Source organism: Legionella cincinnatiensis, from assembly GCF_900452415.1.
GTDB lineage: Bacteria > Pseudomonadota > Gammaproteobacteria > Legionellales > Legionellaceae > Legionella > Legionella cincinnatiensis.
Genome location: NZ_UGNX01000001.1, coordinates 118140 through 144576, shown reverse-complemented (window position 1 = coordinate 144576; position 26437 = coordinate 118140). Strand labels below are relative to the sequence as shown.

Sequence of the window (26437 nt, the reverse complement as noted above, 5' to 3'; positions counted from 1 at the left end):
ACTTATGTTTTTATAAATTTTGAGCAATACATGTTGTATGGCGATACCATCCAAGAAACACGACAAATGTTTTTTTCCAGCTGGAACAAATTTCAGCAAAAAGAACTCTTATCTCCATTAGAAAATGCAATTGTTCAAGTCATTCTCGCCCATCCTGAATACCATAAGATTCTTGGAGATCAGAATAAATTCCAACAACAATCCTATTTTCCTGAACAGGGAGAAACCAATCCATTTTTACATATGGGGCTTCATCTTGCTATTAGAGAACAAGTAGCCACTGATCGCCCTGTAGGAATAAATACCATTTACAATAATTTAATCCAAAAACATCATGATCCTCTAACTGTAGAGCATTTAATGATGGAGCAACTTGCCGAATTTCTTTGGCTTTCACAAAAAAATAATTTGCCACCCGACGAAGCTCTCTATCTGCGCATATTAGCAAATCTATAAACTATTTCTGGGTGCAGCAACACTGCTGATTACCTGAGTTATTCATCTTGCTGCTCCATTTGATATTCAAGAATATCTCCAGGTTGACAATTGAGGTAAGCACAAATAGCCTCCAAGGTAACAAAACGTATCGCTTTGGCTTTACCATTTTTCAAAATAGATAAATTTGCTTCAGTAATCCCTATTGCCTCAGACAACTCTTTAAGCCTGCATTTACGTTTTGCCATCATTACATCTAAATTAACAATAATTGACACAGCTCTATTCCTTAAATTGTTAATTGTGTTTCTGACTTTAATTGATGCGCTTCTTGAATAATCCAGGAGGCAACTAAAATGATAAATGCGGTAATTAGAGTAGATAAGTTTGCTGATTTCAAAGTAATACTTGCAAACCGTTCACCCGCAGGATTATTAAAAGTAAGAGCAGCCGTAATTAGAGGTTGATAAATAAGCTGAACCAGCTCCCCTAATATCATGTAAATACTTACCTGTTTAATTAATTTGATATTGTCCTCTTCAAATAAATACCCTTGTTCGAAAAGTTTAAATAATTTAGCGAGCTTATAACAAATCAAAATAGTAATGGTAAGAGGTAATCCTTCAATCGCTAATAAAATACAACGATGAGCTAAAGAAAAATGTTCCGGATCATAAATGCGTTCAGGAGAGATCACCGTAGACCAACCTCCTAAATGACACATCCAATCGAATTTAACTAAAATCAAAAGCGCTGTCGTTAAGGGAATAAGCCAACAAAGTGCTCGAAAGAACAAATAAAGCAAATGACTGGTATTTTTTATTTTATTCATGGAAAACCCCTTAACAATAATATTAACCACGAATTATAATAATTTATTATTGTTTTGCAATAATTATTTTTAATTTTATCCTTATTTTTAACTATGATAGTCTTTATCAACTTGGGTTACATTCCGAATAGAGGATGTAAGACTGGGTATCTTTCCTAAAATAAGTTAATATGAAGTTTTTAATGGCAAATCCGTATTTTTATGGCTGATCACGAAAAAAATACCCACTTCGGATACACTACTGTCGCTTGGGATGAAAAAGAAAAAAAGGTGGCGGAAGTTTTTCATTCTGTAGCAAAAAACTATGATTTAATGAATGACTTAATGTCTTTGGGCATCCATCATTTATGGAAACGCTACACCATCGAACTTAGCCGGCTTCGCCTCGGACAATTTGTTTTAGATTTGGCTGGTGGGAGTGGGGATTTAACACGGTTATTATGTAAAAAAGTTGGCGACACAGGGCGTGTTATTCTTACAGATATTAATTCAGCCATGCTCAATGTAGGTCGTGATCGTCTCTTAGATGAAGGATTATATAAAAACATTGACTATGTACAAGGTAACGCCCAATGTTTGCCTTTTGCTGACAATAGTTTTCATTGCATTACCATGGGCTTTGGCTTAAGAAATGTGACCGATAAAGAAGAAGCGCTGCGTTCGATATACCGTGTCTGTAAGCCCGGAGGGAAAGTAATGATTCTTGAGTTCTCCACCCCCACACTCCCCGGCTTAAAACCTATTTATGACTGGTATTCGTTTCATATTTTACCTAAAATAGGAAAGTTTTTTGCGCAAGATGAAGCCAGTTACCAATATCTTGCTGAATCCATACGCATGCATCCAAATCAAATGGAGCTCAAAAAAATGATTGAGCATGCAGGATTTGAAGACTGTCATTATGACAATCTAAGCGGCGGCATAGTTGCCTTGCACATTGCCTATAAATATTGAGTTGATTATGCTAAAAAAATATTCTTTAAAAGCCCTTCAAAAAGCCATAAACAAAGCAGCCCAGCTAGATGAGGGTATGCCTGCTAAGCTGCAAGCACTTGACAACAAGTGTCTTGAAATGGTGATTAGCCCATTAAATGTTAATTTTTTCATTTTGTTTCAAAAGGGAGAAATTATCTTACTTGATCATTATGAGAAAGAAGCAGATACCGTCATTCACAGTAGCCCCCTAGGTTTAATCCGTCTTAGTTTATTGCCCGCATCTAAAGCCCGATCTTTATTTAATGATAAAATCCGCATCACAGGAGATACAGAGCTAGGGCAACATATTAAAAAATTATTTGATGAAATGGATATTGATTGGGAAGGTCACCTTGCTCATTTTACAGGTGACGTGGTGGCGCATCAAATTGGCTCTTTGTTTCGCAAAGGACTTAAATTCAAAAAGCAATTTGATGAATCCATACGCCAAAATATGACTGAGTATTTACAAGAAGAGTTACGTATCGTACCCTCAAAATACGAGCTGGAAGATTTTTTTGCAGAGATTGATGAACTGTCCTTAAGTGTAGAACGCTTACAAGCCCATGTCAATCAACTAATAAGTCACTATGAAATCCATTAAAAAACTCATTCGTCTTATCCATATTAATTATATTCTGGCAAAAAACGGACTCGATAATGTAGTCGTGTCATTAAGATTATTTGCGCCGCTTCGTTTCATGGTTTATTTAAATCCTTGGAACTGGTTCCGTAAAGAGCATTTAACCCATGGAGAAGCACTACGGATTTCATTGGAAGCACTCGGACCTATTTTTATTAAATTTGGCCAGGCACTTTCCACTCGTCCTGATATTTTACCTCTAGATATCGCCATTGAACTCAGTAAATTACAAGATAAAGTTCCTCCCTTTCCCAGTGCAAAAGCAATGGCAATTATTGAAAAAGCTTATGGTTTATCACCTTATGAGATTTTTGCTGAATTTGATCCCATACCTTTAGCATCCGCCTCAATGGCGCAAGTACATGCTGCACAATTGAAAACAGGGGAAGAGGTCATCGTCAAAGTCCTAAGACCCAATATGCGGCGTATTATTGAGAATGACTTAAGCATTATGCACACCATCGCAAGATGGGCAGATCGATATTGGCCTGAAATTAGACGTCTGAAGCCTAAAGAAATTGTCGCTGAATTTGAACATACCTTGCTTGATGAGCTTGATTTATTAAGAGAGGCAGCTAATGCAGCGCAACTAAGGCGCAACTTCGATCATTCCCCTATTCTGTATATCCCAGAAATATACTGGGATTATTCACGCTCTAACGTAATGGTCCTTGAGCGAATTCATGGGATACCTGTATCTGATATAAGCAGCTTGCAAGCCCACGGCATAGATATAAAAAAACTGGCTGAACGAGGGGTAGAGATTTTTTTCACGCAAGTCTTTCGTGATTGTTTCTTTCATGCAGACATGCATCCTGGAAATATTTTTGTTTCTTATAAAAATCCTAAAGATCCTCAATATATTTGTATTGATTTTGGCATTATGGGAACATTAAATGACAATGACAAACGTTATTTAGCGGAAAATCTTTTGGCATTTTTCAATCGCGATTATCGTCGTGTTGCCCAATTGCACGTGGAATCAGGTTGGGTTGCCCGCGATACACGAGTTGATGAGTTTGAAAGCGGCATTCGTACGGTATGCGAACCTATTTTTGAAAGACCTTTAAAAGACATTTCATTTGCACAAGTTGTCTTGCGCCTTTTTCAAGTGGCACGGCGTTTTCATATGGAAGTACAGCCTCAGCTGGTTTTATTGCAAAAAACATTATTGGCTATAGAAGGTCTAGGGCGTCAACTTTATCCCGAGCTTGATTTATGGACTACCGCAAAACCTTTCCTTGAAAAATGGGTAAAAGAACAAATAGGGCCTAAAGCCTTTTTCACCCAATTAAAACAAAATCTCCCCTTTTTTGCAGAACAATTGCCCAATATGCCCAAATTAATCTTTGATTTTCTTGAATTAAAAAGAGAAGAGTTAATCACCGATCAGAAATCTTTAACCCATACAAAACGAGAAGATGAAAAAGCTACAGTACACTGGAAAAGTATTGCCACTGGTGCAAGTATTTCGTTCCTTCTCATGGGCCTGCTGGATTATTGGGATTTTATTCAGCACAAACAGTTAGCTCCTTTGGCTTTTATAGGAGCTGCCATCACAGGATTGTTTGTTCTTCTTAACCGCAGCATGAGGAATTAAAAATGGGACTAAGTGGTATCAGCCCTCTTTCTTTATTATTAATCTTAGTAATTATTATTATTCTTTTTGGCACTTCTAAATTAAAAACCATAGGTGCCGATCTTGGTGAAGCTATTCGAAATTTTCGTAAAGCATTAAATGAAGAACAACCCCAAACACCAAAAGAGGATGACAAATCCTTATGAGTGGCGAAATTTTAGTGATATTGATTGTTGCTTTAATTGTATTTGGTCCTAAAAAACTGCCTATGCTCGCGACTCATTTGGGATTATTGCTCAGAAAAATAAATCAATTCAAAGCACAGGCTGTTGCCTTATGGCAACAGCAACTTAAAGAAATTCAATTCCAGGAAAACCAGCGGAAAGCCCAAGAAGCTGATGAGCAGTATAAAAAAGAAGAACCATTGTAATTTTCTCCTATGCCCTACTTTTTGTTCCATCTCAAGCTGAATGAACTTTTCCTGCAAAACTATTTATTCTCTAATTTAGAGCTCGTCGGCTCAGGCATTTCAAAACCTTTATGATCAGGAAGATCTTTCATTTGCTCTTTAGTAGGCAGCAAAGACTTACCAGTAATCTCTTCAGGCTCTTTATCCTTTCCAAGTCCTGGTCTATAAAGCTTTCCGTCTCCATTTGAATAAGCGAGAACTTTATTCGTTTCTGCATCAATCATTACAAAACGGTGTCCATCTGCAGCTTGCTGTTTAAAGAAATCAGTCATCTGTTCAGGAGTTTTGAAATCAAAATTTACTTTGCCCTCTCCATCAGGTTTTAGCTTGTCTTCATTGAACTCTATCGGAGGCTTTTGTTTTTCACAAAACCTTTTATAGTCTTTTAAAAGCCTTTCCATATCCGCGCTCTGTATCAGAACACTTTGTTTCTTTTTTTCTTCTTTCTCTTGCTCTTCAACAACGAGATTGCTCATCTCCTGCTCCGGAGCCCCTGATTTTTTGGGGACTGTGAGCGGTGGATCTTGCTGTTGTTGCTGTTGCTTCTTTTTCTGTAGCTCTTCTTGTACTTCTTGCTCTGTTTTTGCCATAGCACTCTCCAAATATTGTTTACGTCACAGTAGGTCATTGGAATAACGCTATACCCACTTGCTAATTCATTTGCTTTTGGCCCCATGTTTGCACATTAAACCACACCACTCTCAATAGCCAAGTATCCTTGGGGAGTACTTTGATTTCTCCATATCATAACATCCCTGCATGTCATAAATGAGGGCATGCCAAATTTCTTACAATAAAAATTGTGTTGATAATTTAATCATAGTTTATCCCTTTTTTGTTTTCAATAAAAACAAATAGCGACTAAGTGCTGTGCATGCCGATTACTCTAGCTTTCCAGCCGCTAATCGCTCTAAAGAATCATCTGTCAAACGAAATTGCAATAGATCTGTGCGTGGATGTGCGCCTAAGAACTCATAAAATTGAATGGATTTTTTATTCCAGGTAAATGCATGCCCTTCCATGCGACAACATTGTTTCTCAAGCGCTAGGCGAGCAAGATAAGACAATAAAGAAGTACCCAAACCATGATTTTGATATTTTTCCTGAACAAATAAATCTTCCACATAAAGAACAGGTGCGCCTTCTGCAGCAGAATAGGAAAAAAAATATAAGGCATAACCTGCGGGCTCCTTCTTATATTCAGCTAATAAGATATAAAAATATTTATTTTTGCCAAAGCCATGAGCTTCAATTTTATCTAGAGTTAAACTCATTGCTTCAAGTTTTTTCCGTTCATATTCCGCTAATTTCTCTACTAAGAAAGCAATCTTTTCTTTATCTTTTTTTGTAGCAACTCGAAAAGTAAATTCCATTTTTCATCCCCTGACACACCCAAAAAAACTAATCAAATCGGTTTACTGGTTGATGACAATAAGGCGCTTTACGATGTTTCGCATAATAATCTTGATGATACTCTTCTGCGGGCCAAAATGTTTGTACGGGGAAAAGACGCGTAGCAACTTCATATCCTTTTTTTTGCAATATTTGGATTAATAGCTCTGCTTCATCTAGCTGCTCTTGGTTGTAATAAAAAATGGCACTTTGATATTGCTGCCCGATGTCGGGGCCTTGCCCTGATTTTTGCGTCGGATCGTGAATTTCGAAAAATCGTTTTAAAACATGATGATAATCTGTTTTATCTCTATCAAAAATAACCCGCACAGCCTCATAATGCCCGGTATTACCTTGACATATTTGTTCATAACTGGGGTCCAAAGTAACACCGCCGGTATAACCTACCTCCACTCTGAGTACCCCAGGAATCTGTTTTAAAAAATGATCAACTCCCCAAAAACATCCACCTGCTAAAATAGCTTCCTCAGTGTCTAAAACCTGATTATCGGCAACAAAATCAATAGAAGCTGAATTAACACAATGGCGTAAATTCTTTTGGGTGAAATATTCCCCGGTAAAAACATGACCTAAATGAGCATCACATCGTGCGCAAAGTATTTCCATACGCCTACCATCACTATCGGGAATCTGTTTTACTGCATGAACAACATTATCATCAAAACTTGGCCAACCACATCCCGAGCTGAACTGACTTGATCCGCGAAATAAGGCTAAACCACAACGCCTACATAAATAAGTCCCCTGAGTCACCAGAACATTATAGGCTCCAGTATGAGGATATTCTGTAGCCTTTTCACAAATTACTCGTTTCGCTAAAGGAGTTAAACTGGCTGTCTTATCAAGATAATTGTCCATAGTGGATTACCTTCTTTGTTGTCCTTGACAAATTTTATCTGCTAAATACCCTACGGCTCCGGCATAATAGATAGAGTTATTATAGTGCAAAATCATCTTATAGTTGGGAAAAGCTAAAAAAGTAGGACCACCCAATGGTTGCACAATACTTGCTTGCAAATTTTGGTAGGGTAAAGGCTTACCATCTTCTGTGCGTACCCCTGCAGCACTCCATTCACTTACAGGTTTTACAATTGTTTTACCTGCCATCGCCATGTTAAATTTGGGAGGTAACTTAACTTGAATAGCCCAAGGCTCCCCAGTTTGCCAACCATTTTGTTTCATGTAATTTGCAATTGAAGCAAAAACATCAGGTTTACTCCTCCATATATCTTTGCGCCCATCGCCATCATAATCAACAGCATATTTTACCCAGCTTGAGGGTAAAAACTGCGGCTGCCCTGAAGCACCAGCCCACTCACCCTTAAAATCAGCCAAATCCACATGACCTTCATTAAGAATTCGTAAGGCAATAAATAATTCTTTACGGAAAAAATCCTTGCGATTAGAGTCATAAGCCAGAGTAGCTAATGCCTTAATTACAGGAAAATTCCCCATATAAGTGCCATAACTTGTTTCCATACCCCAAAAAGAGACAATAAAACAGGGATTAACCCCATACTGCTTAGCCACCGCATCCAAAACTGCTTGATTACGTTTGTATTCTTTACGACCAATAGCGATTCTATAACTATCCACTCGCGTATTACGATATTTAATAAACGTTAATCGGTGTTCAGGTTGCGAATGCAAAAGTCCTTTAATTTGATGACTGGGCTCATGGATGTTTGCAAATGCTTCATCAAAGGTTTCTGGCGAAATCCCTTGTTGTAACGCTTCCGCTCTAACTCCAGCAACCCATTGATTCCAATTTTGTTGTGCAAAGGCAACATGATGTACCAGAACATATACTATTGCAGCAAGTCCCCATTTTTTCATACTTCTTCCCCCTAGTTTTTTCTGTTACCTTTGTTTTCTATTTTGCGTGCTTTAATTCATTACTTCGTGTTGGTGCCAAGGCTCAAATTTTTTCTATGCAACATTATCTTTCCGCGGAATCCAGAAACACTGCGTTAAAACACTGGACGCCGCGGGGCATAGTCAGGGATGTGATCAAGAGACAGTGCAAAGCTCGGACTCATTTGCCTCTGAAATCCTATGAAGCGCTATTATACAGTGACTGTTAAAGCGCTTCCATAAACGTAACTAAATCCGTTTTTTCGTCTTTTGTTAATTGTAGCTGTAAAACCAAATTAAAAAACTCTACAGTATCCGCTAATGTTAACAAGCGCCCATCATGCAAATAGGGAGGAGAGTCTTTAATTCCTCGTAAAGGAAATGTCTTTATAGGCCCATCACCCACAGCTCTCATACCATTAATTGTTTGTGGTTGATAAAATTTCTCTGTTTGTAAATTATGCATGGTGTTGTCAGTATAATAGGGTGGAGTATGGCAACTGGAGCATTTTGCCTTACCAAAAAAGAGCTCTTGACCTCGTAACTCTGCTGGAGTTGCTTTAGCAGGATCCAGTTTCCCTTCCCAATTCAATTTAGGAGCAGGAGGAAAATCTAAGATTTCTTGGAATTCCGCCATGAAATGAACTTGGCTGCCACGTTCAAGAATATTGACGCCTTTCTTGGTTGCAATAACAGGATCACCATCAAAGTAAGCCGCTCTTTGTTCAAACTCGGTAAAATCTTCCACCGTCTTCAAAGCACGTTGCGAACCAAATAAGCGCTGGATGTTGACGCCACGTAACGTTGGTGTATTGATGCGATGACGAAACTCCTGAGGTCTGATATCGCCCACCAAATGGGTTGCTTTGTTAGTATGGCCATTAGCATGACAATCGAAACAGGCAACACCACGACTAGGCTTCACTGTACGCCTGTCTTCAGTTTGGTTAAATTGTTGCTGCATAAAAGGAGTAACTAATAACCGTAACCCTTCTAATTGTTTGGGATTTAATAAACCATTAAATAACTCATAATAATTTTCGATAGTCACCACTTTGCCTTTGGAGACATCACCCAGATCCGGCCTGGTGGTTAAATAAATAGGTGCAGGATAAGGAGGTAAAAAATGATCGGGAATGTCAAAATCCAAATCAAAACGAGTTAAATCTCTATCTTCCTGTTTTTTAATTTCATCAATAACAAATTTGGGAAATAACATGCCGCCTTCCGGATGATTGGGATGAGGCAACGGTAAGAATCCCTGAGGGAAAAAGCCTTTAGCCTTAATTTCATCAGGACTCATTTTGGCTAACTGCTCCCAGGTAACATTTTCAGGCAGTTTTACCCGTACCCCTTCTTGCACGGGTTTTCCATTAGACATCTTTACGGTTTGAGAAGGATTATTACTTAAATCATAGCGCTGCTTTAAGAGTTCTTGCTGGCGATCATCCACACCCTGTTTTGCACCGCTCATACGCTGCAAAATGCTTTGAAAACTCTCATGAATATCCACTGGCATATAACTTGAAGGGAGCGAGTCAGTTGAAGAAGTAGGTGGAGTATCTGCATAGCCTAAGGAACAAAGACTAGCAGTTAACACACTTATTTCTAAAAATTTTTTTAACATAGTTCAAGTCCATTTCATGATTGAAGAATTTTTTCATCTTAAGGTACTTATAAAATCGGCGCAATAGAGAAAATAAAACCCACGGTACTTCTAAGACACTGTGGATGTCGATTTTAACTTATTTGCTTGCAGCAAATTATCTATTGCTTTTAAGACAACTTTCACTGCAGCAATTTGCCTCACATCTGGCCTGTATACCAAACATAAAGGCTTAACATAGGTTGGCGCATCTGCAATCTTTTTTAATTGATCTTTAAAATGAAGTTCAACGTAGCAGCGTGGCAAAATAGCAGCGCCATGATGGTTTAGTGCCATCGCAGCTAATGCTTCAATTTGATCCACATTACAAATACGCGGTGCTGGTTTATGTTGGCGTAATTTGTGTAATTCATTCAACAGAGTGTGCATTAAGGGAATTTTTAAATCTGCTAAAATTAACAACTCATCAGAATATAAATCAACCTCATTATCTTGTTTGCAAGATGACCAAAAAGAAAACTCAGTTTCAGCAATCTTACGAATGATGATATTAGCATGCGGATGAGGATCCGTCATAATACCTAAATCTACAGTACCTTCGATTATACCTTGCATAATGTCAGCAGATAGGCCATGTTTGAAATGAATTTCTAGCTCTGGATATTGCAACAGTAAATCAGAACTCATTTCCGACAGATAAGTACAAAGTGTAGAATAACAACCTATGGTTACCTTTCCTTTAATGTGTTGATTCGTTTCTTGGATCGTTGTAGTTAATGAATTCCACTGGGTTAATAAACTCTCAAAATTCTCGAATAATTTATTACCTGCTCGCGTTAAAGTAACGCCTTGGGTATGACGAATAAATAAGTGGGTATTGAGTAATCCTTCGAGTCTTTTTATGGAAAAACTTAATGAAGGCTGACTTATGTGAAGCTTTTTAGCCGCTCTACTAAAATTTGATTCTTTAGCAACCTCGTAGAAATAAATTAAATCACTTGCAGAAGGTAACATCGATTAATCCTTTTGTTTCAGTGCTATGCCTCGTATCCCAAAGGCTCCATCAAGATGACCTGGGGCCATAAATTTTATTTATAGCCTCTATAAAAATTCTATATTTTACATGGCAATAGCTCCTTCTTAAACTTTTTTAGCAAATATTTAAGGAGTAGCACATGAAAACATTAAACAAGGTAGACACCATTATCATAGGCGCAGGTCCCTCCGGCTTATCCGCTGCTAATGTTTTAAGTAAGCATGGAAAATCAGTATTCATTTTGGAAAAGGAGGCTCACGCCGGAGGTAAATGTCATACCTTTACCGACCCCTTAGATAAAAATAATAAAACCGAATGGGGAGCTGCTTTAATCGCCCCCAATTATGGTAAGGTCATTGATAAGATGCAAGAAAAACAATTAGCGTGGGAACAAGTATTACCATCGGACCTAAGTACTCTTCCTTTTGATAAAAATTTAAGTCAAATGGGTCTTTTAAAGAAAGGTTTTTGGGGATTAGAGTTTGCTCATGAAATGTTAGTTTTTGCGGGACATGCTAAAAGATATCAACATTTAAGAGATAAACATCAGGATCTGCCCGAAGATTATAAAATCCCTTTCAGAGACTTTGCCAAAAAACATAAGCTAGAAAAAGTCAATGAGTTTTCCTATATGTTTGTTCCTGCATTTGGTTATGGTCTTATGAAGGAGTGTCCTACTTACGCTGTTCTTGAATACTACGGCACCATGACTCTACCTGATCTGATCATTCCCAAGCTTTTTGGCACGCACGGCCTACGCTGCGTGCAAAATGGCTTCCAAGAGCTAATGAAAGCCATAGCGGCTGATTTTAATATTAGCTATAACTCGCACATTCAATCCATTACTAGAAATGATGAAGGCATTACTGTTGTTTTTGAATCAGATGATGGCTTGCAAAGCATCAGTGCAAACTCCCTAGTTCTTGCGATTTCACCTTTACATTGGCCCACATTAGGAATGGAACTTACAGAAACGGAACAAAAATGTGTCGATAATCTTAGTTGGTATCAATACCCCGTCGCAGTGGTCAAATTGCATGGCTATCCAGCAAATCACTATTATGAATATAAAGGACTTACCCCAGAAGGATTAGAGCATTTAGCCTTAATTACCACCAGAGACAATCGAGTCAATCCTAAGGATGGACGTTTATGCACTGCATACATTAATTTAAAACTCAGCCAAAAAAATGAAGGTACGGATTTTGTCTTTACTCCGGAAAAAATACAGCAATTAAAAACTGAACTCATGCAAGTACCCGGTGTAACAGATGTAGATATTTTGGAAACCAAAGTTTGGAAGGATTATATGTCCACTCTGCCGTGGGAGCTTCGGCTGGAATTGGATAAAAAACAAATGCATGCCCAAACACTTTATGTCGGACCTTATGCCTTGGGTGGCTTTGAAGATGTTGCTTGCGTTTGGGAGCAATCTCATCAAGCAACCAAAGAATACATCTTGCACAAACAACCCAAACCGTCTTCCCTGAAAAAAGAAGTAAATAGGAATCTTTTCTTTTTTACCTCAGAATATCAAAAACCCTATGAGGGGCAGGAAAAAACGGCAACTTATCATTCTTCACTGTAACTGCTCAAGTGGATCTCACAGACAAGCCTCGGAAGTTCTACACGAAATTTGATTGTCACTTAACAAGTTTCGTGTAAAAGAACATGATTTGACTTCGAACCGTTCGGGCTGAGGAAGTGCGTAGCGCTGTCTCGAAGCCTTCATGCGAGCGTTCAAGTTCGGGACTAAGGCTTCGAGATGGCATAAATACCTCCTCAGCCCGAACGGTGCGAAAATAATGATTCAATCGCTTATCCATAATTCACGTTACTTATTTTGATTGTCACTTAACGAATTTCATATAAAAGAACATGATTTGACTTCCAACCGTTCGAGCTGAGGAAGCGCGAGCGCTATCTCGAAGCCTTCGCGCGAACGCTCACGTTCTGTGCTAAGGCTTCGAGATGGCATAAATGCCTCCCCAGCCCGAACGACTCGAAAATAATGATTCAATCGCTCATCCATAACGCACGTTACTTACTATCTCTTACACATTCAAGCAAATGTTATGCTCAATCGCTGCGGAGAGAAACTACGGGGGCCAATTTTGCCGCTCGGCGTGCCGGATAAAAACCAAAGAAAATCCCTGTTGCAGCAGATACCAAAAAGCCTGCTACAGGAGGAAGAAAATAAATTGAAAAATTCCAACCACTGAAATAGGCTAAAATACGGGTGACAATTAATCCTAAAAAGACACCCAGCACACCTCCTAATAGAGAAAGCATGACCGATTCCACTAAAAACAGCGCTTGAATTTCGCTATTTTTAGCACCAACCGCTTTACGGATACCAATTTCTTTTTTACGTTCACTCACGGAAACCAACATCACATTCATCACCCCAATTCCACCTACTAAAAGCGAGATGCCACCGATTACAGCAAGTAATAAAGTAAAAATCTGCCCTTGGCTTTCCATACTGGCAATGATTTGTTTGGGACTGCGAGTAAACACATTTAATTTAGGAGCAATGGAACCAATAATTTGTTTTATTTCTTCAATAACTTCATCAATAGGGCTATCTGGCCTTAACTTCAAAATCACATTATTTATTTTGGCATCTTTGCTGATTAGGTTTATACCTGCCAAAGGCACAATCACCGCCTGATTGATGTCTTCATTAAAAAAGCCATTTTCCTTCCAAGGCTCAGCGATTCCGATAATAGTATATAAAGATTGTCCTATCCGTAATTGCCTACCTATGGGCTCATCAAAACTAATTTCTCTTATTTGCCGCGCCAAATTCGCCCCAATAACACAGTAATGCTCATAAGAGTCAACAAAAGAAACAAAATGACCTGCAGCTAACTTGATGTTAACAATTTTGGCCAAATGTTCATTGCCCCCAATGACTGCTCCTTGCATCGATTTTCCTTGATAACTTATAGACTGGTATGCAGTACTATAAGGCGCCATCTCCATAATATAAGGGATCCGCTCAGCGAGTTGCTCCCATTGCGCTACAGAAACTGATTCATGACTACCTTGTTTACCTACAGTCTTTGAATAAACTGCAACTGAGAGCAAATCCGTTCCCAATGCTTTAAATTGTGCTAAAGCTTTTTCTGTCGCCAATTGACCACAACTAATCAAAGCGACAACTGCAGCGGTACCGACTAGAATGCCTAAAATGGCCAAAAATGAACGTAATTTAGCCGCGGTCAAGTTGACTACAGCTTGTTGACAATGCCCAGAAAACTTCATTACACCGTCTCCGTTACTACCACGCCATCCACCAGTGTAATCTTTCGCTGGCAAAGTGCAGCGATCTGCTCATCATGAGTAATCATAATGATACTTCGACCTTGAGCATGTAGGGATAAAAATAAATTCATCACATCATTACCTGTTCGCGAGTCAAGCGCACCTGTGGGTTCATCTGCTAAAATTACTTGGGGTTCGGTAACTAAAGCACGCGCTATAGCAACACGTTGTTGCTGTCCTCCTGATAATTGTGTGGGTCTGTGCTTTGCATATTGGTGCATTCCCACACAGTCAAGAGCCGCAAGGACTCTTTCTTCAATTTCAGTCGCAGGAACACCACGATAAATTAAAGGCAACGCTACATTTTGCTTAGCACTAAAACGCGGTAGTAAATTAAATTGTTGAAAAACAAATCCTATATTTTGATTCCGTAACACTGCGGTTTGATCATCCGTTAAGGCGGCTACATTATGATTGTTTAACAAATAAGTACCACTATCTGCTTTATCTAATAATCCTATAATATTCATCAATGTGGACTTACCTGAACCAGAAGCACCTACAATAGCGAGAAGATCACCTTCATAAACTTTCACTGATACTTCTTTTAAAATTGTGGAACTAATTCCCTCAAGATGATAGGTTTTTACAATATCAGTAAGCATCATTAAAGGCTGCTTTTTTCCGTTTCTATTCTTGCTGGCTTCCTGCACCATACTTTTTTCACACAGTTCAGAGCAATTACTCATAAACCACCACATCACCGGACTTTAAGCCTGTTTCAACAAGCACTGAATCTGCTTGGGCTGCACCTGTTGAAATGACACGTTTTTCAATAGAGCCTGATTCATTTTTCACTTGAACAATACTTTGTCCTTTTTCACGTTTGATCGCAGCAATAGGTATCACTAACTGCTTCCCATGATCCACACTTAACTCTATAGAGGCACTCATGCCTACTTTGATCCATTTTTGTTGCTCTGCACTTAATTTTCGTACTTCAACCACTGCTGTGAAAAATGGAAGTCCATTATTATTCGACGCTTGTGCATTCACAGCAACCAACTTCCCTTGTAATTGATATTTACCAAAAGCAACCCCACTGACGGTTGCATCCATACCTGCTTGCACCTGGGTAATATCAATTTCAGGAACATCAATTTCAATACTGATTCCCGACAAATCACCAATTAGTCCAATCACCTGCCCCGACTTAACTGAAGCGCCTACAGTGACGCGCGCACTCTTATCTTCTCCGGCTTTAGGAGGATAGAGCAATACTCCATCATTAGGTGCTTTTAAATGAATCAAATTATGATTTGAAGCCAAAATATTTTTTAGCCTATCGAAGTCAGCCAAACTTAATGATGATATATTTTGTGAACGCTTTTCATCTAATTTTTCCAACATCTCTGTCAGTTTACGTGTGGACTGCATCAAGGTAACCCGGCCCGTATCCACGTTTGATTTTTCACTTAAATAATTATTTTTGGACAGTAAGCCTGAATCCCATAAATCCTGAGTTCCTACAAATTTGGCTTTAGCAATAGTATAACTGTCTTTGGCCTTTAAGTACTCGGTTAATGTGTCATTAAACTGTCTTTGTAATTCCGTTGAATTTAAGGTAACAATTACATCTCCTTTTTTAACTATTTGCCCATAATGAAAGCTCATTGTTTCAACCACTGCCTCAATGGGACTACTTAAAGTACTTTCATGTAAAGGCTGAACTGTGCCTGTAAAATGCAATGACTTATGGATAGGGCGTTCCTGCACTTTATATTCATGCAAAACAGCTGTTGTCTTTTTCTGTTTCTCATGTTGTCCACATGAAAGCAAAAATAAGCACATCACGAAGATGATGATGCTCGTTAATTGATTGAGATACCTATTCATCCACCATACCTTAATTTAATTTGCCAATGCTCCAGTGTTGTTCCAAGAATTTTTTGCAGATTTGATATTTGATTCAAATAAGCAATTTTTGCATTGATTAATCCTGCTTGTGCTTGAATTAATTGATTTTGCGTGTTGTTTACATCCAATGCGCTGGAAATCCCCGCTTGTTGCTTTTTCTTTTCCAAAGCATAAGACTGTTGTGCCAATTTCACTTGCTTTTGTGCCAACTGATAACGTTTCGCTAAGCTATTAAGATTGTTGATGATGTTGGTGATATTGGTAATCAATGCTCTTTTAGCAGCAAGCAGTGCCAAGCGATCTTTTTCCAAACGAACTTTTGCACTAATTAATTGATTCCGTCGCTTGAGATCATGCAATGGTACAGTTAAGGTCAAACGCGCTGTTTCAGTCACATTATTACCATCATAAATACCGCGCACACCCCCGCTAACCCCAGTAACATCATTCACAACGCCACTTTGTATGTTCCCTCCTAAATCTAATTGCCATAATTGCTGATTTTTAGCAACTTTATAAGCACGCTCATCAGCACGCAAGGCAACTTTATAAGCTAAATATTGAGTATTATTATTTAACGCATATTCAATTGATTGCTTTAGATCAGGAACAGTAAGTTTGGTTAATACTACATCGCTAGGTACTGAGATATGCATTTCTGGATCAAGTCCTATGGTCTGCAATAAATCTTGTGATGCGATTTGAAAATCATTTTCTGCCTGCTCAACCATCAAACTTAACGATTCAATTTGATAAGATTGTTGAATATTACCTGTGGGCTCTAATTGTCCTGCTTTTATTTTCTTTTCATTGATATCATAAGACTTTTGGGCTTCTTTTAATTGCAAACGCTGATTTTGTAAGTTATTACCACTGAGAATCAGCATCCGATAAGCCATGATTACCTGGGTCACTTGATCAGCTACCGATTGCTTTAAATTTAATTTGTTCAACCATTCAGTATCTTCAGCATTTAAAAGTGCCGCTTCATTTACGGCTTTACCAAAACCACGCAATAAAGGCTGTGTTAACGAAAAGCTCAATACAGGATTGTAGCTGTTGTTCCCATTCAGATTATTATCAATTCCTAGCTTTGCGGAGGTACCCAACTTCGTATTCAAATTAAATTCTGGGGTGGCTAGAAGGGTATGATTGGTATTGGAACCAACACCAGAATAAGTACTTTTCTGCACTGCTCCTGAAGCCCCTATAGCGTATTGTAACTCAAACTCATTATACGCTAAACGTAATTGGTAGCGCTGGACAATACGATCAAGTTCGGCATTTTGAATATTAGGGTTATAGCGTAAAGCCAATAAAATAGCCTCTCGTAAACTCAACTGATGGATGGCTTTATTGCGTGAAGCAGGCGATGTAGGTAACTCTATCCAGTGTTTTAACATAAACTCAGGATTTTCTATTGCTTTTTGCAGGCGATCTTCAGCGTCTTTTATTGACGAATTTTCCCCAGCGGGGATGGACCAGATCTGGCGCGTAAACAAAGAAATAAACAAAAAAAGCAGGGCTCTTTTTTTTAAGATCATTTTTTGTTCCACACTGCAAATCGCTGCCTGTCCTGCAAACGTAATGCGGTTAGTTGTCTTCCCCAGAGACATCCAGTATCTATGGCATGAATTTTAGGATTAGGACATTTCCCCATTAAAGCCGCCCAATGCCCAAACACAATATCACACTTGATTTCTTTACGACTCGGTACTTCATACCAAGGATAAAGATTTGCTGGCGCTTGCGCAATAGTTCCCTTATAGCCTAACTCTAACCGGCCATTTGCATCACAAAAACGCATCCGCGTAAAATAATTTGTTATAGCTCGTAGCCTATCTATACCCGTTAAGCCATCAGACCATAAATCCGGTTTATTACCATAGAGATGGGCTAGAAAATCGCGAAAATGATCGCCAGCCAGAACGTCTTCAAGCTCTTTAGCCAGTTGCATCGCTTGGGTTAAATCCCATAAGGGAGCTATCCCTGCATGACACATCACAACGTTGAGCTCTGATGAATAATGCAAAATAGATTGCTTTCTTAACCAATGACCTAAGTCCTCTCTATCTGCCGCATACATCACCTCCTGTAAGGTATCATCATGCTCTCGCCAAGGTCTTCCAGCAAATAATGAGGCTAATAAATGCAAGTCGTGATTCCCTAAGGTGATTTTTGGCGTAAGAGGTAAGGAACGAACAAAGCGCAAAACAGCCAAAGATTCAGGACCACGATTTACAAGATCACCAACAAACCATAAACGGTCCGTTTTTTCATCAAATTCGATTAACTCCAGTAACCTCTGCAAAGGCTCATAACAGCCTTGTACATCACCGATTGCATAATCAGGCACCGTTTTTTGCTCCTGGCCTTAGCGCATTATTTTCATTTTCCACAGCTTGCCATTTTCCAGTCGCATTTAATTTCTGCAATGAGGTCACTAAACCACTATTTTGTTGGGTAAATTGACTGTTGAACTGAGCTTTATGAATCAATTCCGTAGCCGACATAGTCTCAACTTTACCAGTATTCATATTTTGGACCTTGACCGAGGCAGGTAAAGCAAGTGCATATTTAGAAAAGACCGTACCTGACTCCATTTTCCCTTTGGCTTCAAATCGGCTTGTTACCCCCCCATCAGCGGCACGACTGTGGAGTGCTAAGGATAAAAATCCATTTTTAGCAGCTTGCCAATTTTTATATTCAGGATGTTCCCGCACAAATAATTGATATATTTCAGGACACATCAACATACCACCAGGCACCATAAATAAAGGTGCTTTATTAATCATAATGCGGCCTTCATCTAAAGATTTAATCATCCATTTGATGAATTCCATTCCTATTGCCTGTTCTTTTTCCAATATCGATTCTGGCTGACCACCAGAAAATGTAGCAGCTCGATAACGACCCCCACCTTGAGCGGAAACGGTTCGTCCCATAAATTCAAGTAAATAACGTTGAATTGCGATTGCTTCGGCATGAATTAATATCGCACCTAAAGTACCTGCAGAACGCTCGTCCTCATTTAATAAAGCCAACCAAACTGCTAGAACGTCGGGATTAGAAGCAATCCAGTTAAAACCACTTACGGGCATCAATGTCCTAGCCATCAATAAATTAAGTCGACGACGTAGCTCCACCTCTGACTCTTTTTGAAATTCATAAAAATAATAAACCCCAGTGCTTGTCAAATTCTCAAGCAATGGATTCCATTCTTTTAGAAACTGGCCATTGGTATCATAAAGCCCAATGCGATAATCCGCATATAACTTACCGATACCTTGCAATAAAGCTGCGGAATAAAGTGCATATTGCCAAAGTTTTTGTTCTTCGGACATTGCATCAGGTTGATCGAGTAACATAAATTCTTGAAATAAGCTAAGTGCTGCTTCAGTACGATTTAAAGCATGATCGACTAACCCACCTGGCTGAGAATAATAGCTGTGTGTCGTCTCAGGCAGATTTTGGCAATAATGAACAAGATTATCGACAAGAGTAGTACATAAGCTATCATATCGTGACGTTTCTAAGCCCGATAAAACCCTCATCTTTTTGAGTAATGTTTGTCTTCTTTCTTCTGCTAAAAAAAGATTGGCATTCACCATGCGTGTTAAATCTTTCAAAGATTTGCCTTGCGAGGACAAGGAACCTTTACGTTGACGTTGAAACAAAGCCATCTCCATAATAATTTAGTAACTCCGACCTAAAAAATGAGTCCTCAATAGTTAATTTTACACTAATTGGAAATAAATTTCGCTAGTTGAACATATTCCGAAACAGAAATTTGTTCTGGTCTTTTACTTCCATCAATGCCCAAAGCATGTAATTGCTCTGCAGTTATTAACCCTTTTAAGTTATTATTCAGCGTCTTACGCCGCATCGCAAACGCATGAGCCACCAAATACTCCAATCGCGCCACATCAATCGCTTCAAAAGGTGAAATGCAATGGGGTACAAGACGAACCACCGCAGAATCTACCTTAGGTTTGGGATCAAAGGCCTCGGGAGGAACATCAAATAAATGTTCTACCGTACAATGGTACTGCAACATCACGGTTAATCGTCCATAAGCCTTGCATCCTGGTTGGGCTGCCATCCGCTCGACGACTTCTTTTTGTAACATAAAATGCATGTCTTCTATGTAAGCCGTAAATTGCAATAAATGGATGAGCAATGGAGTAGAAATATTATAGGGTAAATTACCCACTACTCGTAATTTGGGGCCGAATTGATTGTAATCAAGTGTTAATGCATCAGCAGAAATCAAATGCAATTTCCCTTGTGCACTCAATAATTCGGTCAAATATTTTTGCAAATCAGTATCAATTTCAACAGCGGTGAGATGATTTAGGTGGCGCAGCAATGACTGAGTCAGCGCTCCTAAGCCCGGACCGATCTCAAGCATATTATCTTGGGGTTGTGGATTTATCGCATGCAAAATACGATTAATAATATGTTGGCTCTGTAGAAAATTCTGTCCAAACCGCTTACGCGGACTATGCCTCACTTTAATTCATCTCCAAAGAGTAAAAAAGAATTATATCGCGCCTCTATCTTAAAAAGTAGTCTGATAAAATCTGAGTAATCATAAATAAGGTTCACAAATAGAGATTTACCTCTATTTAGTTGCTAAATTTGTATAGCGTAAGCTTCAAGATATGGTGTAAAATTCGTCCACTATGAACAAGGCTGGAATCATTATGGCTTATAGAAAAATGTTAAAATCAAAAATCCATCGGGCTTGCGTTACAGAAGCTGATTTGGACTATGAAGGAAGTATCACTGTTTCTCCAGAACTTCTTAAAGCAGCAAATATTTTACCTTATGAAGCAGTTAATGTCTGGAACATTACTGCAGGAACTCGTTTTGAAACTTATGCGATCACTGGCAAACCCGGCTCAACGGAAATTTGTGTTAATGGTGCAGCCGCACATTTAGTCACTCCTGGGGATCTAATAATCATCGCCTCTTTTACGCAGGTATTAGAAGAGGATTGTGCGAACCTGGTTCCAACCGTAGTTTTTGTGGATCAGTTTAATCGATTAAGAGAAATTAGACCCGAGAAGATTGGCGTGAAGAGCCCCGAACTTACTTCTGTTTAGCACTCCTAATTTGTCTCAATGAGCATAGGTCATAACCGTCAAGCGAGTAGAAAACAAATGCCATCATTCCCGCAACAGCGGGAATCCAGTCATGCTCTCGTACCATGCCCATATAAAAATGGGTCTCCCGCTTTCATGAAGCGCCGATTTACTGGCAAATTGAGTATCGTTTTACCCCCTACTCTTAGATTGACGATTATGGCAAATACATTTCTGTACAGGAGCGTGTTACCTATAAATAGGAACGATATCCCATGTTAAACCATCTATTAGAGCTGCGCCGTCGAGGACTACAAACCTTGATTTGGTTTGTTGCTTTGTTTTTCATTTTCTTTTTCCTGGCCAATCATTTATTTCAAGCCTTGGTTAGCCCGTTACTTGATACGCTATCGACTAAAGAAAGCATCATTGCCACCCAGGTAACATCGCCCGTGTTTACACCATTAAAACTTGCTGCTGATGCCGCAATGTTACTGAGCGCTCCTTTTGCCTTATTCCAATTCTGGCGTTTCATTAGCCCAGGGCTTTATAAAAAAGAACAAACTATTTTACGTATCGCACTCATATTGAGTCTCATTCTTTTTCTAGTTGGGGTTTTGTTTTGTTTTTACTTAGTTTTGCCATTCATGTTTCATTTTTTTGCTCATTCCTTACCCCAAGGAGTACGTTACATGCCGGATATGGGCTATGCATTGGATTTCATCACTAGAATGCTGATGACCTTTGGATTTTGCTTTCAAGTACCTTTAGTGTGTTTTGTGCTCGTACGCTTAAATATCATTGACATAATTACCTTAAAAAACATCAGGCCTTATGTGATTGTAGGCGCTTTTATAATAGGTATGTTGCTTACTCCACCTGATGTTTTTTCTCAAATTATGCTGGCATTGCCTCTTTGTTTGCTCTACGAAATAGGAATCATTTTATCTGTTTATTTTGCACTCTAAACTCAGCCCAACAGCAAAATCTGAATTGAACCTGATACGCACAACAATCAGCCTTCACAATTAATGACTGTATGGCTTAGCTTAGTTTGTGCATCATCAAACTTTCCTTCTTAAACTTCCATAAAAAAATATGCCCTTTTTGATGGCTTTTTATACAATGAATTAATATTAAACCACTATATTAAATTTCTACTTGACTTGAACAAAATAAAATCATTTACTTTCTATCCTAGCGCTCAAATAAAAAAGAGGAACATTGAGAATGTATGATAAGACCCAGGATAACCCCCAAAAACAACATATGGGCTCATTGAATGTAATTAATTCGGCTACCCATAAAAAAGATGGATTTCGTTTATACATTTGCTCCCCTATTCAATATCATGAAGATGGAAAAATAGCGCAAATTTTAGCACCCGAAATAAGATTTAGGGCAAATAAAAAATTAAATGGAAAGAGTATCGGGTACGCGCTCAAAGAGAAAAACTCACCCATTTGTTTCCAAATGATCATGAATATCATCAACAAAATCATTCTCGAAGATATCCAACTGGCACAACACAAGCATAAGGTACTCATTAATAAATTATGGAATGGATTAACTTATGAGCATAAGACCGAAGTAATAAGGACTATTTATGAGAAAAAACCTCTTTTACTATCAAGTAGAGAAAGTGTCTATAACACCATCATAGAAGGTAATAACGCAAAAGAGTTTTTTAATATTGTTTGTCATAATCATCCTATTTCAACTCCGTCTACAGTACCTCCTGAACAAGCATCACGCATTATTTTTATTGATGCTAAGGTGTACTTATTAAGACATGGCAGAGAAAGCGTCGCATTGTATAGTAAAAAACATCCGCACGAATGCTGTATCGTCCATAATAAATCCGCTTTAGAAAATGTTCTCAAACTCCATAAAGGCCGTGATCAAACCATTACCTTAGCTGTCTTTGCAGATAATAATTTTAATAAAAAGAAAAAATGTCTGGATTGGACACTTGAAACTGTTGGTGATGAGCTTGGCAAAATTGCTAAGGCCCATCCATGCATTGGGCATTTAAACCTATTTACGTGTTACAGTGGCTCATTAGATGTGACCAAGCTTCACGATGCTATATGCTTTGAAAAAAGTACAGGCAGTCAGGATTTATCACGCTCCTTATCGATTTATCCTAAATGCTCGCTTCCTGAAAACAACCCTTTTGAAATGAGTACTATTGCTCATCAAATTTGCCAGATTGTTTTTCCTGCAATACACGAAAAAGAGCGCGGCCCGCTCGTTATTTCTGCTTCCCCTCGTTACATTCATAATAATGAATCACGATTTATCGGCTCCTCCCAAGGAGTACCCTATTACCCCCATAGCTTTTCTGATGAGGAAGACCCTCTTCTGCATTATAAAAGAATCACTGTATTTATTGGTGATCCCAAATTATTCCAAGGAATATGTCTCTCTAAAGCAAACGAGCAAAAAAAGAGCCACTATAAAGTGACATTAGGTGAAAAAGACCATCACATGAAAACCCAAGAACATGGGCTACTTTTAGTATATGGTTTTTTTAAACAATCAATAAAAGAATCCATACCTGATCCTGTGAGCGAACATATCATAAATCATAGGTCTTAGAAAAAACGAAAATAAGTCGGAGCTCGCATGGAGGTCTAACGAGTTTAAGGTCGTTTATTTTTGCCGAGCTTCGACTTACTTCTTAAACTTTAATACTCCTCATTCATATAGGTTAAAACAAATGCTCTTTCCAGATATGGATCTCAATAATATTCAGCAAAGAGGTGGAGAAACCCAATTAATTAATGCGGCTACCGCAAAAAAAGATGGGTTTCGTTTATACATTTGCACCCCAGTTCCCTATAGAAAGAACGAGGAAGAGGAGAAAGAGTTAAAGCCGGAAATACGATTTAAAGCAAATAAAACCATCGATGGACTCCATATTCATGAAGAAATTAAGAAGAAAAACTCAGCATTTTGCTTCCAAATTATAATGAATATTGTCAATCAAGTACTCTTTAGTGACGTCCAAATCAAAAAAAAGAGGCATACTGTTTTTATTAATAAATTATGGGATGGATTAAATGATACCCATAAAAAAGAAATAATAAGAACTATTTATGAGAGAAAACCATTTTTACTGAGTAAAAAAGCCTCGGTATACCACGCAGTCATTGGTGGCAACAACACTCAGGAATTTTTCAATTTGCTGTGTCAAAACCATCCTCTTGCTTATCCTAATACTGTAGAACCACAAAATGCATCCCAGGTAATTTATATTACCAATAAAGACTTAACCTCAAAAGAAGGTATTGAAAGCATCTCTTTATATATTCAAAAGCATCCTAATCAATGCTGCATTGTCACTAAAAAAAATGCTTTGGAGCAGGTTTTAAATCACCATCACAATGAAAATCAAACAATAACGCTGGTGATTTTTGGTCATAACAATATTAATAAAAAGAAAGAATTCTTAGATTGGACACTTGAAACCGCTGGCCGGGAACTAGGCAAATTATTAAATAAATATCTCTGTATTGGGCATCTCAATATGTTCACTTGCCATAGTATCTCATTAAATAGCGCCAAGCTAAACAATGCCATGTTCTACGAAAAAAGTACGGGAAAACAAGATTTGTCACGATCACTCTCCGTTTATCCTCAAAGCGCTTTACCTGAAGACAACCCATTTACAACAGCTACTCTTGCCTATCAAATTCATCAAGTCGTTTCTCCTAATATTCATACCCAGGAAAGAGGCCCTTTAACGATGACTTTTTCTCCAGTTTATATTCTTGTAAAGAACAATCAGTTTATTGGCACCTCTCATGAACATAAATATTCTTTTAATGAAAAAGATCCTCTTTTACATTATAAAAAAATCACTACTTTTGTTGGAAACGAGCATTTATTTAATGGAGTGTGCTTATCAAAATCAAATCATCATAAAACGAGTCGTCATAGAGCCATTCTAAAAAATAATGAAATCATTCCACAAACATCGTTATCCTCCCCCCATACTTTTTTTAAATTATTATCAAAATCTGAAAATGACGGTTGCAGGCAGAGTAAAAAACAGGTTTATTCGCAAAATATCAGCAATCATAGTTGTATGCTCCAGTACAAATCATAGTCCAAAACATCCCAACCCCGATTAAACCTCTTCTTCACCCTTTTTAAACTCAAAGTGTATATTGCATTATCGGGTTGCTGTAGTATTAAAGAATGATGCATTTAAACTTTTAAGACATGTTCAGATATCTCAACAAATTAGGAAGCGTTCTCCCTAGAAATTCATTTTTTACGCGCTCCTTTAAGACAATGACAAAAAATTTTGGCGAACTTGTTCGTGTTAATGCAATTGATCATGATGGTTGTTTTGGATTGCAACACATGGAGCCTGGCGAAATTGGGACAATGCATAAACCCGTGATTGAGTATCTCAGTCATCAAAAAGAAAACAACGGATATACGGTTGATTATGTAACAAGTAGTTCAAATAGGCAAAGTATCAGGCTAGATTGTCTTAATAGCATTTACAATCAAAATAACTTAGCATTTCCTGTGGCAAAAGCATTAGCAAAATCATTGGGAGCATGGTTTGATCCTCTCCTATTAGCAGACATCACAGCAAATCGTAAGCCTGGTTTTACTATTAATTGCATCAACGAGGTGGCACGCGCAAAAAAATTAAATTTATTAGAAAATCGTGTATCAGAGGAAGTTGTAGATGAGCTTTTGCAAGGAAATCATGCCGATTTTACTTTTTCCGAAGATAAAATAAACATCATATACCCGCAAATGCATCGTATTGCTCTCTGCCACCCCCAAGCAAAGATTCATTTTAACGTATATGATGATCTACTCAAGCAAGTCTTAGTGCCTTTAAACCGTTTTTACAGCGGCTATCCCAATTTAATACCTGCAAATGTGATATTAAATCTCTATTATTTTAATACCACGAATAATGACCCAATGACTCATGAATTAAATGTACCGAATCTTCTTCATACCATCCAGGGCACGGGTTCAGTTGATTCCCATTATTATAATACGGTTAGAAAAATGGAAGAAATAGCAAAAAATGAAGAAGGCGAAGTAAGTAAGTATTCTATGAGCCAATATATTACTCCCGAGCTCTTGCAAAAAGATTTTCATCCCAAGCTATCCTCCTATGCTCCCTAGAGGCAAGTATTTTTAAGCCAGTCGCTACTGGAATTTTTGAAATTACCAAACATAATTCGGATTGTTAACCTCGACTAAGTCAACGAAGGAGAACTTAGTGGCAAGCAATTATTGTCACTATTTTTGCGACACTCATTTTTGGGGTATAAAATTAG

27 protein-coding genes are annotated in these 26437 nt (G+C 38.2%); 12 read left to right on the top strand and 15 right to left on the bottom strand.

Annotation, left to right across the window (positions count from 1 at the left end; all coding sequences use genetic code 11):
- Positions 1-30: 30 nt before the first annotated feature.
- Positions 31-456 carry a DUF1841 family protein gene (locus tag DYH34_RS00670; RefSeq protein WP_058464120.1) on the top strand — a complete coding sequence of 142 codons (426 nt, stop codon included), beginning with the start codon at positions 31-33 and terminating at the stop codon, positions 454-456.
- A 38-nt stretch (positions 457-494) separates the two neighbouring features.
- Here the strand turns inward: DYH34_RS00670 and DYH34_RS00665 are convergent, their stop codons facing one another.
- Complete coding sequence (locus tag DYH34_RS00665; protein ID WP_058464121.1) at positions 495-713, bottom strand: helix-turn-helix domain-containing protein; 219 nt, start codon at positions 711-713, stop codon at positions 495-497.
- Positions 714-724: 11 nt separating this feature from the next.
- Positions 725-1267 (bottom strand): DUF2975 domain-containing protein, encoded by a 543-nt coding sequence (locus DYH34_RS00660; RefSeq protein WP_058464122.1) that lies wholly within the window; start codon positions 1265-1267, stop codon positions 725-727.
- 201 nt (positions 1268-1468) lie between these two features.
- Here DYH34_RS00660 and ubiE point away from each other — a divergent pair, with 201 nt between their 5' ends.
- From ubiE to DYH34_RS00635, 5 genes are read left to right on the top strand one after another with little or no spacing between them, the layout of a single operon-like run.
- Positions 1469-2221: a bifunctional demethylmenaquinone methyltransferase/2-methoxy-6-polyprenyl-1,4-benzoquinol methylase UbiE gene (gene ubiE / locus DYH34_RS00655; protein WP_058464123.1), complete on the top strand. Its 753-nt coding sequence runs from the start codon at positions 1469-1471 to the stop codon at positions 2219-2221.
- Between the two features lie 7 nt (positions 2222-2228).
- On the top strand, positions 2229-2846 hold the full coding sequence (locus DYH34_RS00650; protein WP_058464124.1) for a ubiquinone biosynthesis accessory factor UbiJ: 618 nt from the start codon (positions 2229-2231) through the stop codon (positions 2844-2846).
- On the top strand, positions 2833-4485 hold the full coding sequence (gene ubiB / locus DYH34_RS00645) for a ubiquinone biosynthesis regulatory protein kinase UbiB (protein ID WP_058464125.1): 1653 nt from the start codon (positions 2833-2835) through the stop codon (positions 4483-4485). The genes DYH34_RS00650 and ubiB overlap by 14 nt, the downstream gene beginning before the upstream one ends.
- 2 nt (positions 4486-4487) lie before the next feature.
- On the top strand, positions 4488-4670 hold the full coding sequence (tatA, locus tag DYH34_RS00640) for a twin-arginine translocase TatA/TatE family subunit (protein WP_058464126.1): 183 nt from the start codon (positions 4488-4490) through the stop codon (positions 4668-4670).
- Entirely contained in the window at positions 4667-4894 is a 228-nt protein-coding gene (locus DYH34_RS00635) for a Sec-independent protein translocase subunit TatA/TatB (protein WP_058464127.1), read from the top strand. Before tatA ends, DYH34_RS00635 begins: the two co-directional genes overlap by 4 nt.
- Positions 4895-4953: 59 nt before the next feature.
- On the opposite strand, the gene DYH34_RS00630 is transcribed toward DYH34_RS00635, so the two are convergent.
- The 6 genes from DYH34_RS00630 to DYH34_RS00605 form a co-directional block, all read right to left on the bottom strand.
- Positions 4954-5523, bottom strand: a complete 570-nt coding sequence (locus DYH34_RS00630) for a hypothetical protein (protein WP_058464128.1) — start codon at positions 5521-5523, stop codon at positions 4954-4956.
- A 291-nt stretch (positions 5524-5814) separates the two neighbouring features.
- On the bottom strand, positions 5815-6306 hold the full coding sequence (locus tag DYH34_RS00625) for a GNAT family N-acetyltransferase (protein WP_058464129.1): 492 nt from the start codon (positions 6304-6306) through the stop codon (positions 5815-5817).
- Positions 6307-6334: 28 nt separating this feature from the next.
- Complete coding sequence (locus DYH34_RS00620) at positions 6335-7204, bottom strand: bifunctional methionine sulfoxide reductase B/A protein (RefSeq protein ID WP_058464130.1); 870 nt, start codon at positions 7202-7204, stop codon at positions 6335-6337.
- 6 nt (positions 7205-7210) lie between these two features.
- Entirely contained in the window at positions 7211-8182 is a 972-nt protein-coding gene (locus DYH34_RS00615) for a lytic murein transglycosylase (RefSeq protein WP_058464131.1), read from the bottom strand.
- Positions 8183-8426: 244 nt separating this feature from the next.
- Entirely contained in the window at positions 8427-9827 is a 1401-nt protein-coding gene (locus DYH34_RS00610) for a hypothetical protein (RefSeq protein WP_058464132.1), read from the bottom strand.
- 90 nt (positions 9828-9917) lie between these two features.
- On the bottom strand, positions 9918-10820 hold the full coding sequence (locus DYH34_RS00605; RefSeq protein WP_058464133.1) for a LysR family transcriptional regulator: 903 nt from the start codon (positions 10818-10820) through the stop codon (positions 9918-9920).
- A gap of 161 nt (positions 10821-10981) precedes the next feature.
- On the opposite strand from DYH34_RS00605, the gene DYH34_RS00600 reads away from it, so the two are divergent.
- Positions 10982-12430, top strand: a complete 1449-nt coding sequence (locus DYH34_RS00600; RefSeq protein ID WP_058464134.1) for an FAD-dependent oxidoreductase — start codon at positions 10982-10984, stop codon at positions 12428-12430.
- 491 nt (positions 12431-12921) lie between these two features.
- Here the strand turns inward: DYH34_RS00600 and DYH34_RS00595 are convergent, their stop codons facing one another.
- The 7 genes from DYH34_RS00595 to rsmA form a co-directional block, all read right to left on the bottom strand.
- The gene (locus DYH34_RS00595; RefSeq protein WP_058464135.1) at positions 12922-14112 is read right to left on the bottom strand and encodes an ABC transporter permease; all 1191 of its coding nucleotides are present in this window, start codon (positions 14110-14112) and stop codon (positions 12922-12924) included.
- On the bottom strand, positions 14112-14780 hold the full coding sequence (locus DYH34_RS00590) for an ABC transporter ATP-binding protein (RefSeq protein WP_058464336.1): 669 nt from the start codon (positions 14778-14780) through the stop codon (positions 14112-14114). Before DYH34_RS00590 ends, DYH34_RS00595 begins: the two co-directional genes overlap by 1 nt.
- A 73-nt stretch (positions 14781-14853) precedes the next feature.
- Positions 14854-16008 (bottom strand): efflux RND transporter periplasmic adaptor subunit, encoded by a 1155-nt coding sequence (locus tag DYH34_RS00585; protein WP_058464136.1) that lies wholly within the window; start codon positions 16006-16008, stop codon positions 14854-14856.
- A complete protein-coding gene (locus DYH34_RS00580) occupies positions 16005-17573 on the bottom strand; it encodes a TolC family protein (protein WP_115342537.1) in 1569 nt (522 codons plus the stop codon). The genes DYH34_RS00585 and DYH34_RS00580 overlap by 4 nt, the downstream gene beginning before the upstream one ends.
- Positions 17570-18385 carry a symmetrical bis(5'-nucleosyl)-tetraphosphatase gene (locus DYH34_RS00575; protein ID WP_058464137.1) on the bottom strand — a complete coding sequence of 272 codons (816 nt, stop codon included), beginning with the start codon at positions 18383-18385 and terminating at the stop codon, positions 17570-17572. Before DYH34_RS00575 ends, DYH34_RS00580 begins: the two co-directional genes overlap by 4 nt.
- Positions 18378-19718: a conjugal transfer nickase/helicase domain-containing protein gene (locus tag DYH34_RS00570; RefSeq protein WP_058464138.1), complete on the bottom strand. Its 1341-nt coding sequence runs from the start codon at positions 19716-19718 to the stop codon at positions 18378-18380. Before DYH34_RS00570 ends, DYH34_RS00575 begins: the two co-directional genes overlap by 8 nt.
- A gap of 53 nt (positions 19719-19771) precedes the next feature.
- Entirely contained in the window at positions 19772-20542 is a 771-nt protein-coding gene (gene rsmA / locus DYH34_RS00565) for a 16S rRNA (adenine(1518)-N(6)/adenine(1519)-N(6))-dimethyltransferase RsmA (RefSeq protein ID WP_058464139.1), read from the bottom strand.
- 193 nt (positions 20543-20735) lie between these two features.
- Here rsmA and panD point away from each other — a divergent pair, with 193 nt between their 5' ends.
- The 5 genes from panD to DYH34_RS00540 all read left to right on the top strand — a co-directional run bounded on the left by panD (position 20736) and on the right by DYH34_RS00540 (position 26282).
- Positions 20736-21137, top strand: coding sequence for an aspartate 1-decarboxylase (gene panD / locus DYH34_RS00560; RefSeq protein ID WP_058464140.1), 402 nt, complete (start codon positions 20736-20738; stop codon positions 21135-21137).
- A gap of 254 nt (positions 21138-21391) precedes the next feature.
- Positions 21392-22084: a twin-arginine translocase subunit TatC gene (gene tatC / locus DYH34_RS00555; protein WP_058464141.1), complete on the top strand. Its 693-nt coding sequence runs from the start codon at positions 21392-21394 to the stop codon at positions 22082-22084.
- Positions 22085-22346: 262 nt separating this feature from the next.
- Positions 22347-23717, top strand: a complete 1371-nt coding sequence (locus tag DYH34_RS00550; protein WP_058464142.1) for a hypothetical protein — start codon at positions 22347-22349, stop codon at positions 23715-23717.
- A 121-nt stretch (positions 23718-23838) separates the two neighbouring features.
- Positions 23839-25230 (top strand): hypothetical protein, encoded by a 1392-nt coding sequence (locus DYH34_RS00545; RefSeq protein WP_058464143.1) that lies wholly within the window; start codon positions 23839-23841, stop codon positions 25228-25230.
- Between the two features lie 188 nt (positions 25231-25418).
- Positions 25419-26282, top strand: coding sequence for a hypothetical protein (locus DYH34_RS00540; protein ID WP_238589443.1), 864 nt, complete (start codon positions 25419-25421; stop codon positions 26280-26282).
- The last annotated feature ends 155 nt before the right edge of the window (positions 26283-26437 follow it).

Excerpts from the sequence above, each read along its gene's own strand:
- DYH34_RS00670 (WP_058464120.1), top strand. The coding sequence starts at position 31 with ATGTTGTATGGCGATACCATCCAAGAAACACGACAAATGTTTTTTTCC.
- DYH34_RS00660 (WP_058464122.1), bottom strand. The coding sequence starts at position 1,267 with ATGAATAAAATAAAAAATACCAGTCATTTGCTTTATTTGTTCTTTCGA.
- ubiE (WP_058464123.1), top strand. The coding sequence starts at position 1,469 with ATGGCTGATCACGAAAAAAATACCCACTTCGGATACACTACTGTCGCT.
- DYH34_RS00650 (WP_058464124.1), top strand. The coding sequence starts at position 2,229 with ATGCTAAAAAAATATTCTTTAAAAGCCCTTCAAAAAGCCATAAACAAA.
- ubiB (WP_058464125.1), top strand. The coding sequence starts at position 2,833 with ATGAAATCCATTAAAAAACTCATTCGTCTTATCCATATTAATTATATT.
- tatA (WP_058464126.1), top strand. The coding sequence starts at position 4,488 with ATGGGACTAAGTGGTATCAGCCCTCTTTCTTTATTATTAATCTTAGTA.
- DYH34_RS00635 (WP_058464127.1), top strand. The coding sequence starts at position 4,667 with ATGAGTGGCGAAATTTTAGTGATATTGATTGTTGCTTTAATTGTATTT.
- DYH34_RS00630 (WP_058464128.1), bottom strand. The coding sequence starts at position 5,523 with ATGGCAAAAACAGAGCAAGAAGTACAAGAAGAGCTACAGAAAAAGAAG.
- DYH34_RS00625 (WP_058464129.1), bottom strand. The coding sequence starts at position 6,306 with ATGGAATTTACTTTTCGAGTTGCTACAAAAAAAGATAAAGAAAAGATT.
- DYH34_RS00620 (WP_058464130.1), bottom strand. The coding sequence starts at position 7,204 with ATGGACAATTATCTTGATAAGACAGCCAGTTTAACTCCTTTAGCGAAA.
- DYH34_RS00615 (WP_058464131.1), bottom strand. The coding sequence starts at position 8,182 with ATGAAAAAATGGGGACTTGCTGCAATAGTATATGTTCTGGTACATCAT.
- DYH34_RS00610 (WP_058464132.1), bottom strand. The coding sequence starts at position 9,827 with ATGTTAAAAAAATTTTTAGAAATAAGTGTGTTAACTGCTAGTCTTTGT.
- DYH34_RS00605 (WP_058464133.1), bottom strand. The coding sequence starts at position 10,820 with ATGTTACCTTCTGCAAGTGATTTAATTTATTTCTACGAGGTTGCTAAA.
- DYH34_RS00600 (WP_058464134.1), top strand. The coding sequence starts at position 10,982 with ATGAAAACATTAAACAAGGTAGACACCATTATCATAGGCGCAGGTCCC.
- DYH34_RS00595 (WP_058464135.1), bottom strand. The coding sequence starts at position 14,112 with ATGAAGTTTTCTGGGCATTGTCAACAAGCTGTAGTCAACTTGACCGCG.
- DYH34_RS00590 (WP_058464336.1), bottom strand. The coding sequence starts at position 14,780 with ATGATGCTTACTGATATTGTAAAAACCTATCATCTTGAGGGAATTAGT.
- DYH34_RS00585 (WP_058464136.1), bottom strand. The coding sequence starts at position 16,008 with ATGAATAGGTATCTCAATCAATTAACGAGCATCATCATCTTCGTGATG.
- DYH34_RS00580 (WP_115342537.1), bottom strand. The coding sequence starts at position 17,573 with ATGATCTTAAAAAAAAGAGCCCTGCTTTTTTTGTTTATTTCTTTGTTT.
- DYH34_RS00570 (WP_058464138.1), bottom strand. The coding sequence starts at position 19,718 with ATGGAGATGGCTTTGTTTCAACGTCAACGTAAAGGTTCCTTGTCCTCG.
- panD (WP_058464140.1), top strand. The coding sequence starts at position 20,736 with ATGGCTTATAGAAAAATGTTAAAATCAAAAATCCATCGGGCTTGCGTT.
- tatC (WP_058464141.1), top strand. The coding sequence starts at position 21,392 with ATGTTAAACCATCTATTAGAGCTGCGCCGTCGAGGACTACAAACCTTG.
- DYH34_RS00550 (WP_058464142.1), top strand. The coding sequence starts at position 22,347 with ATGTATGATAAGACCCAGGATAACCCCCAAAAACAACATATGGGCTCA.
- DYH34_RS00545 (WP_058464143.1), top strand. The coding sequence starts at position 23,839 with ATGCTCTTTCCAGATATGGATCTCAATAATATTCAGCAAAGAGGTGGA.
- DYH34_RS00540 (WP_238589443.1), top strand. The coding sequence starts at position 25,419 with ATGACAAAAAATTTTGGCGAACTTGTTCGTGTTAATGCAATTGATCAT.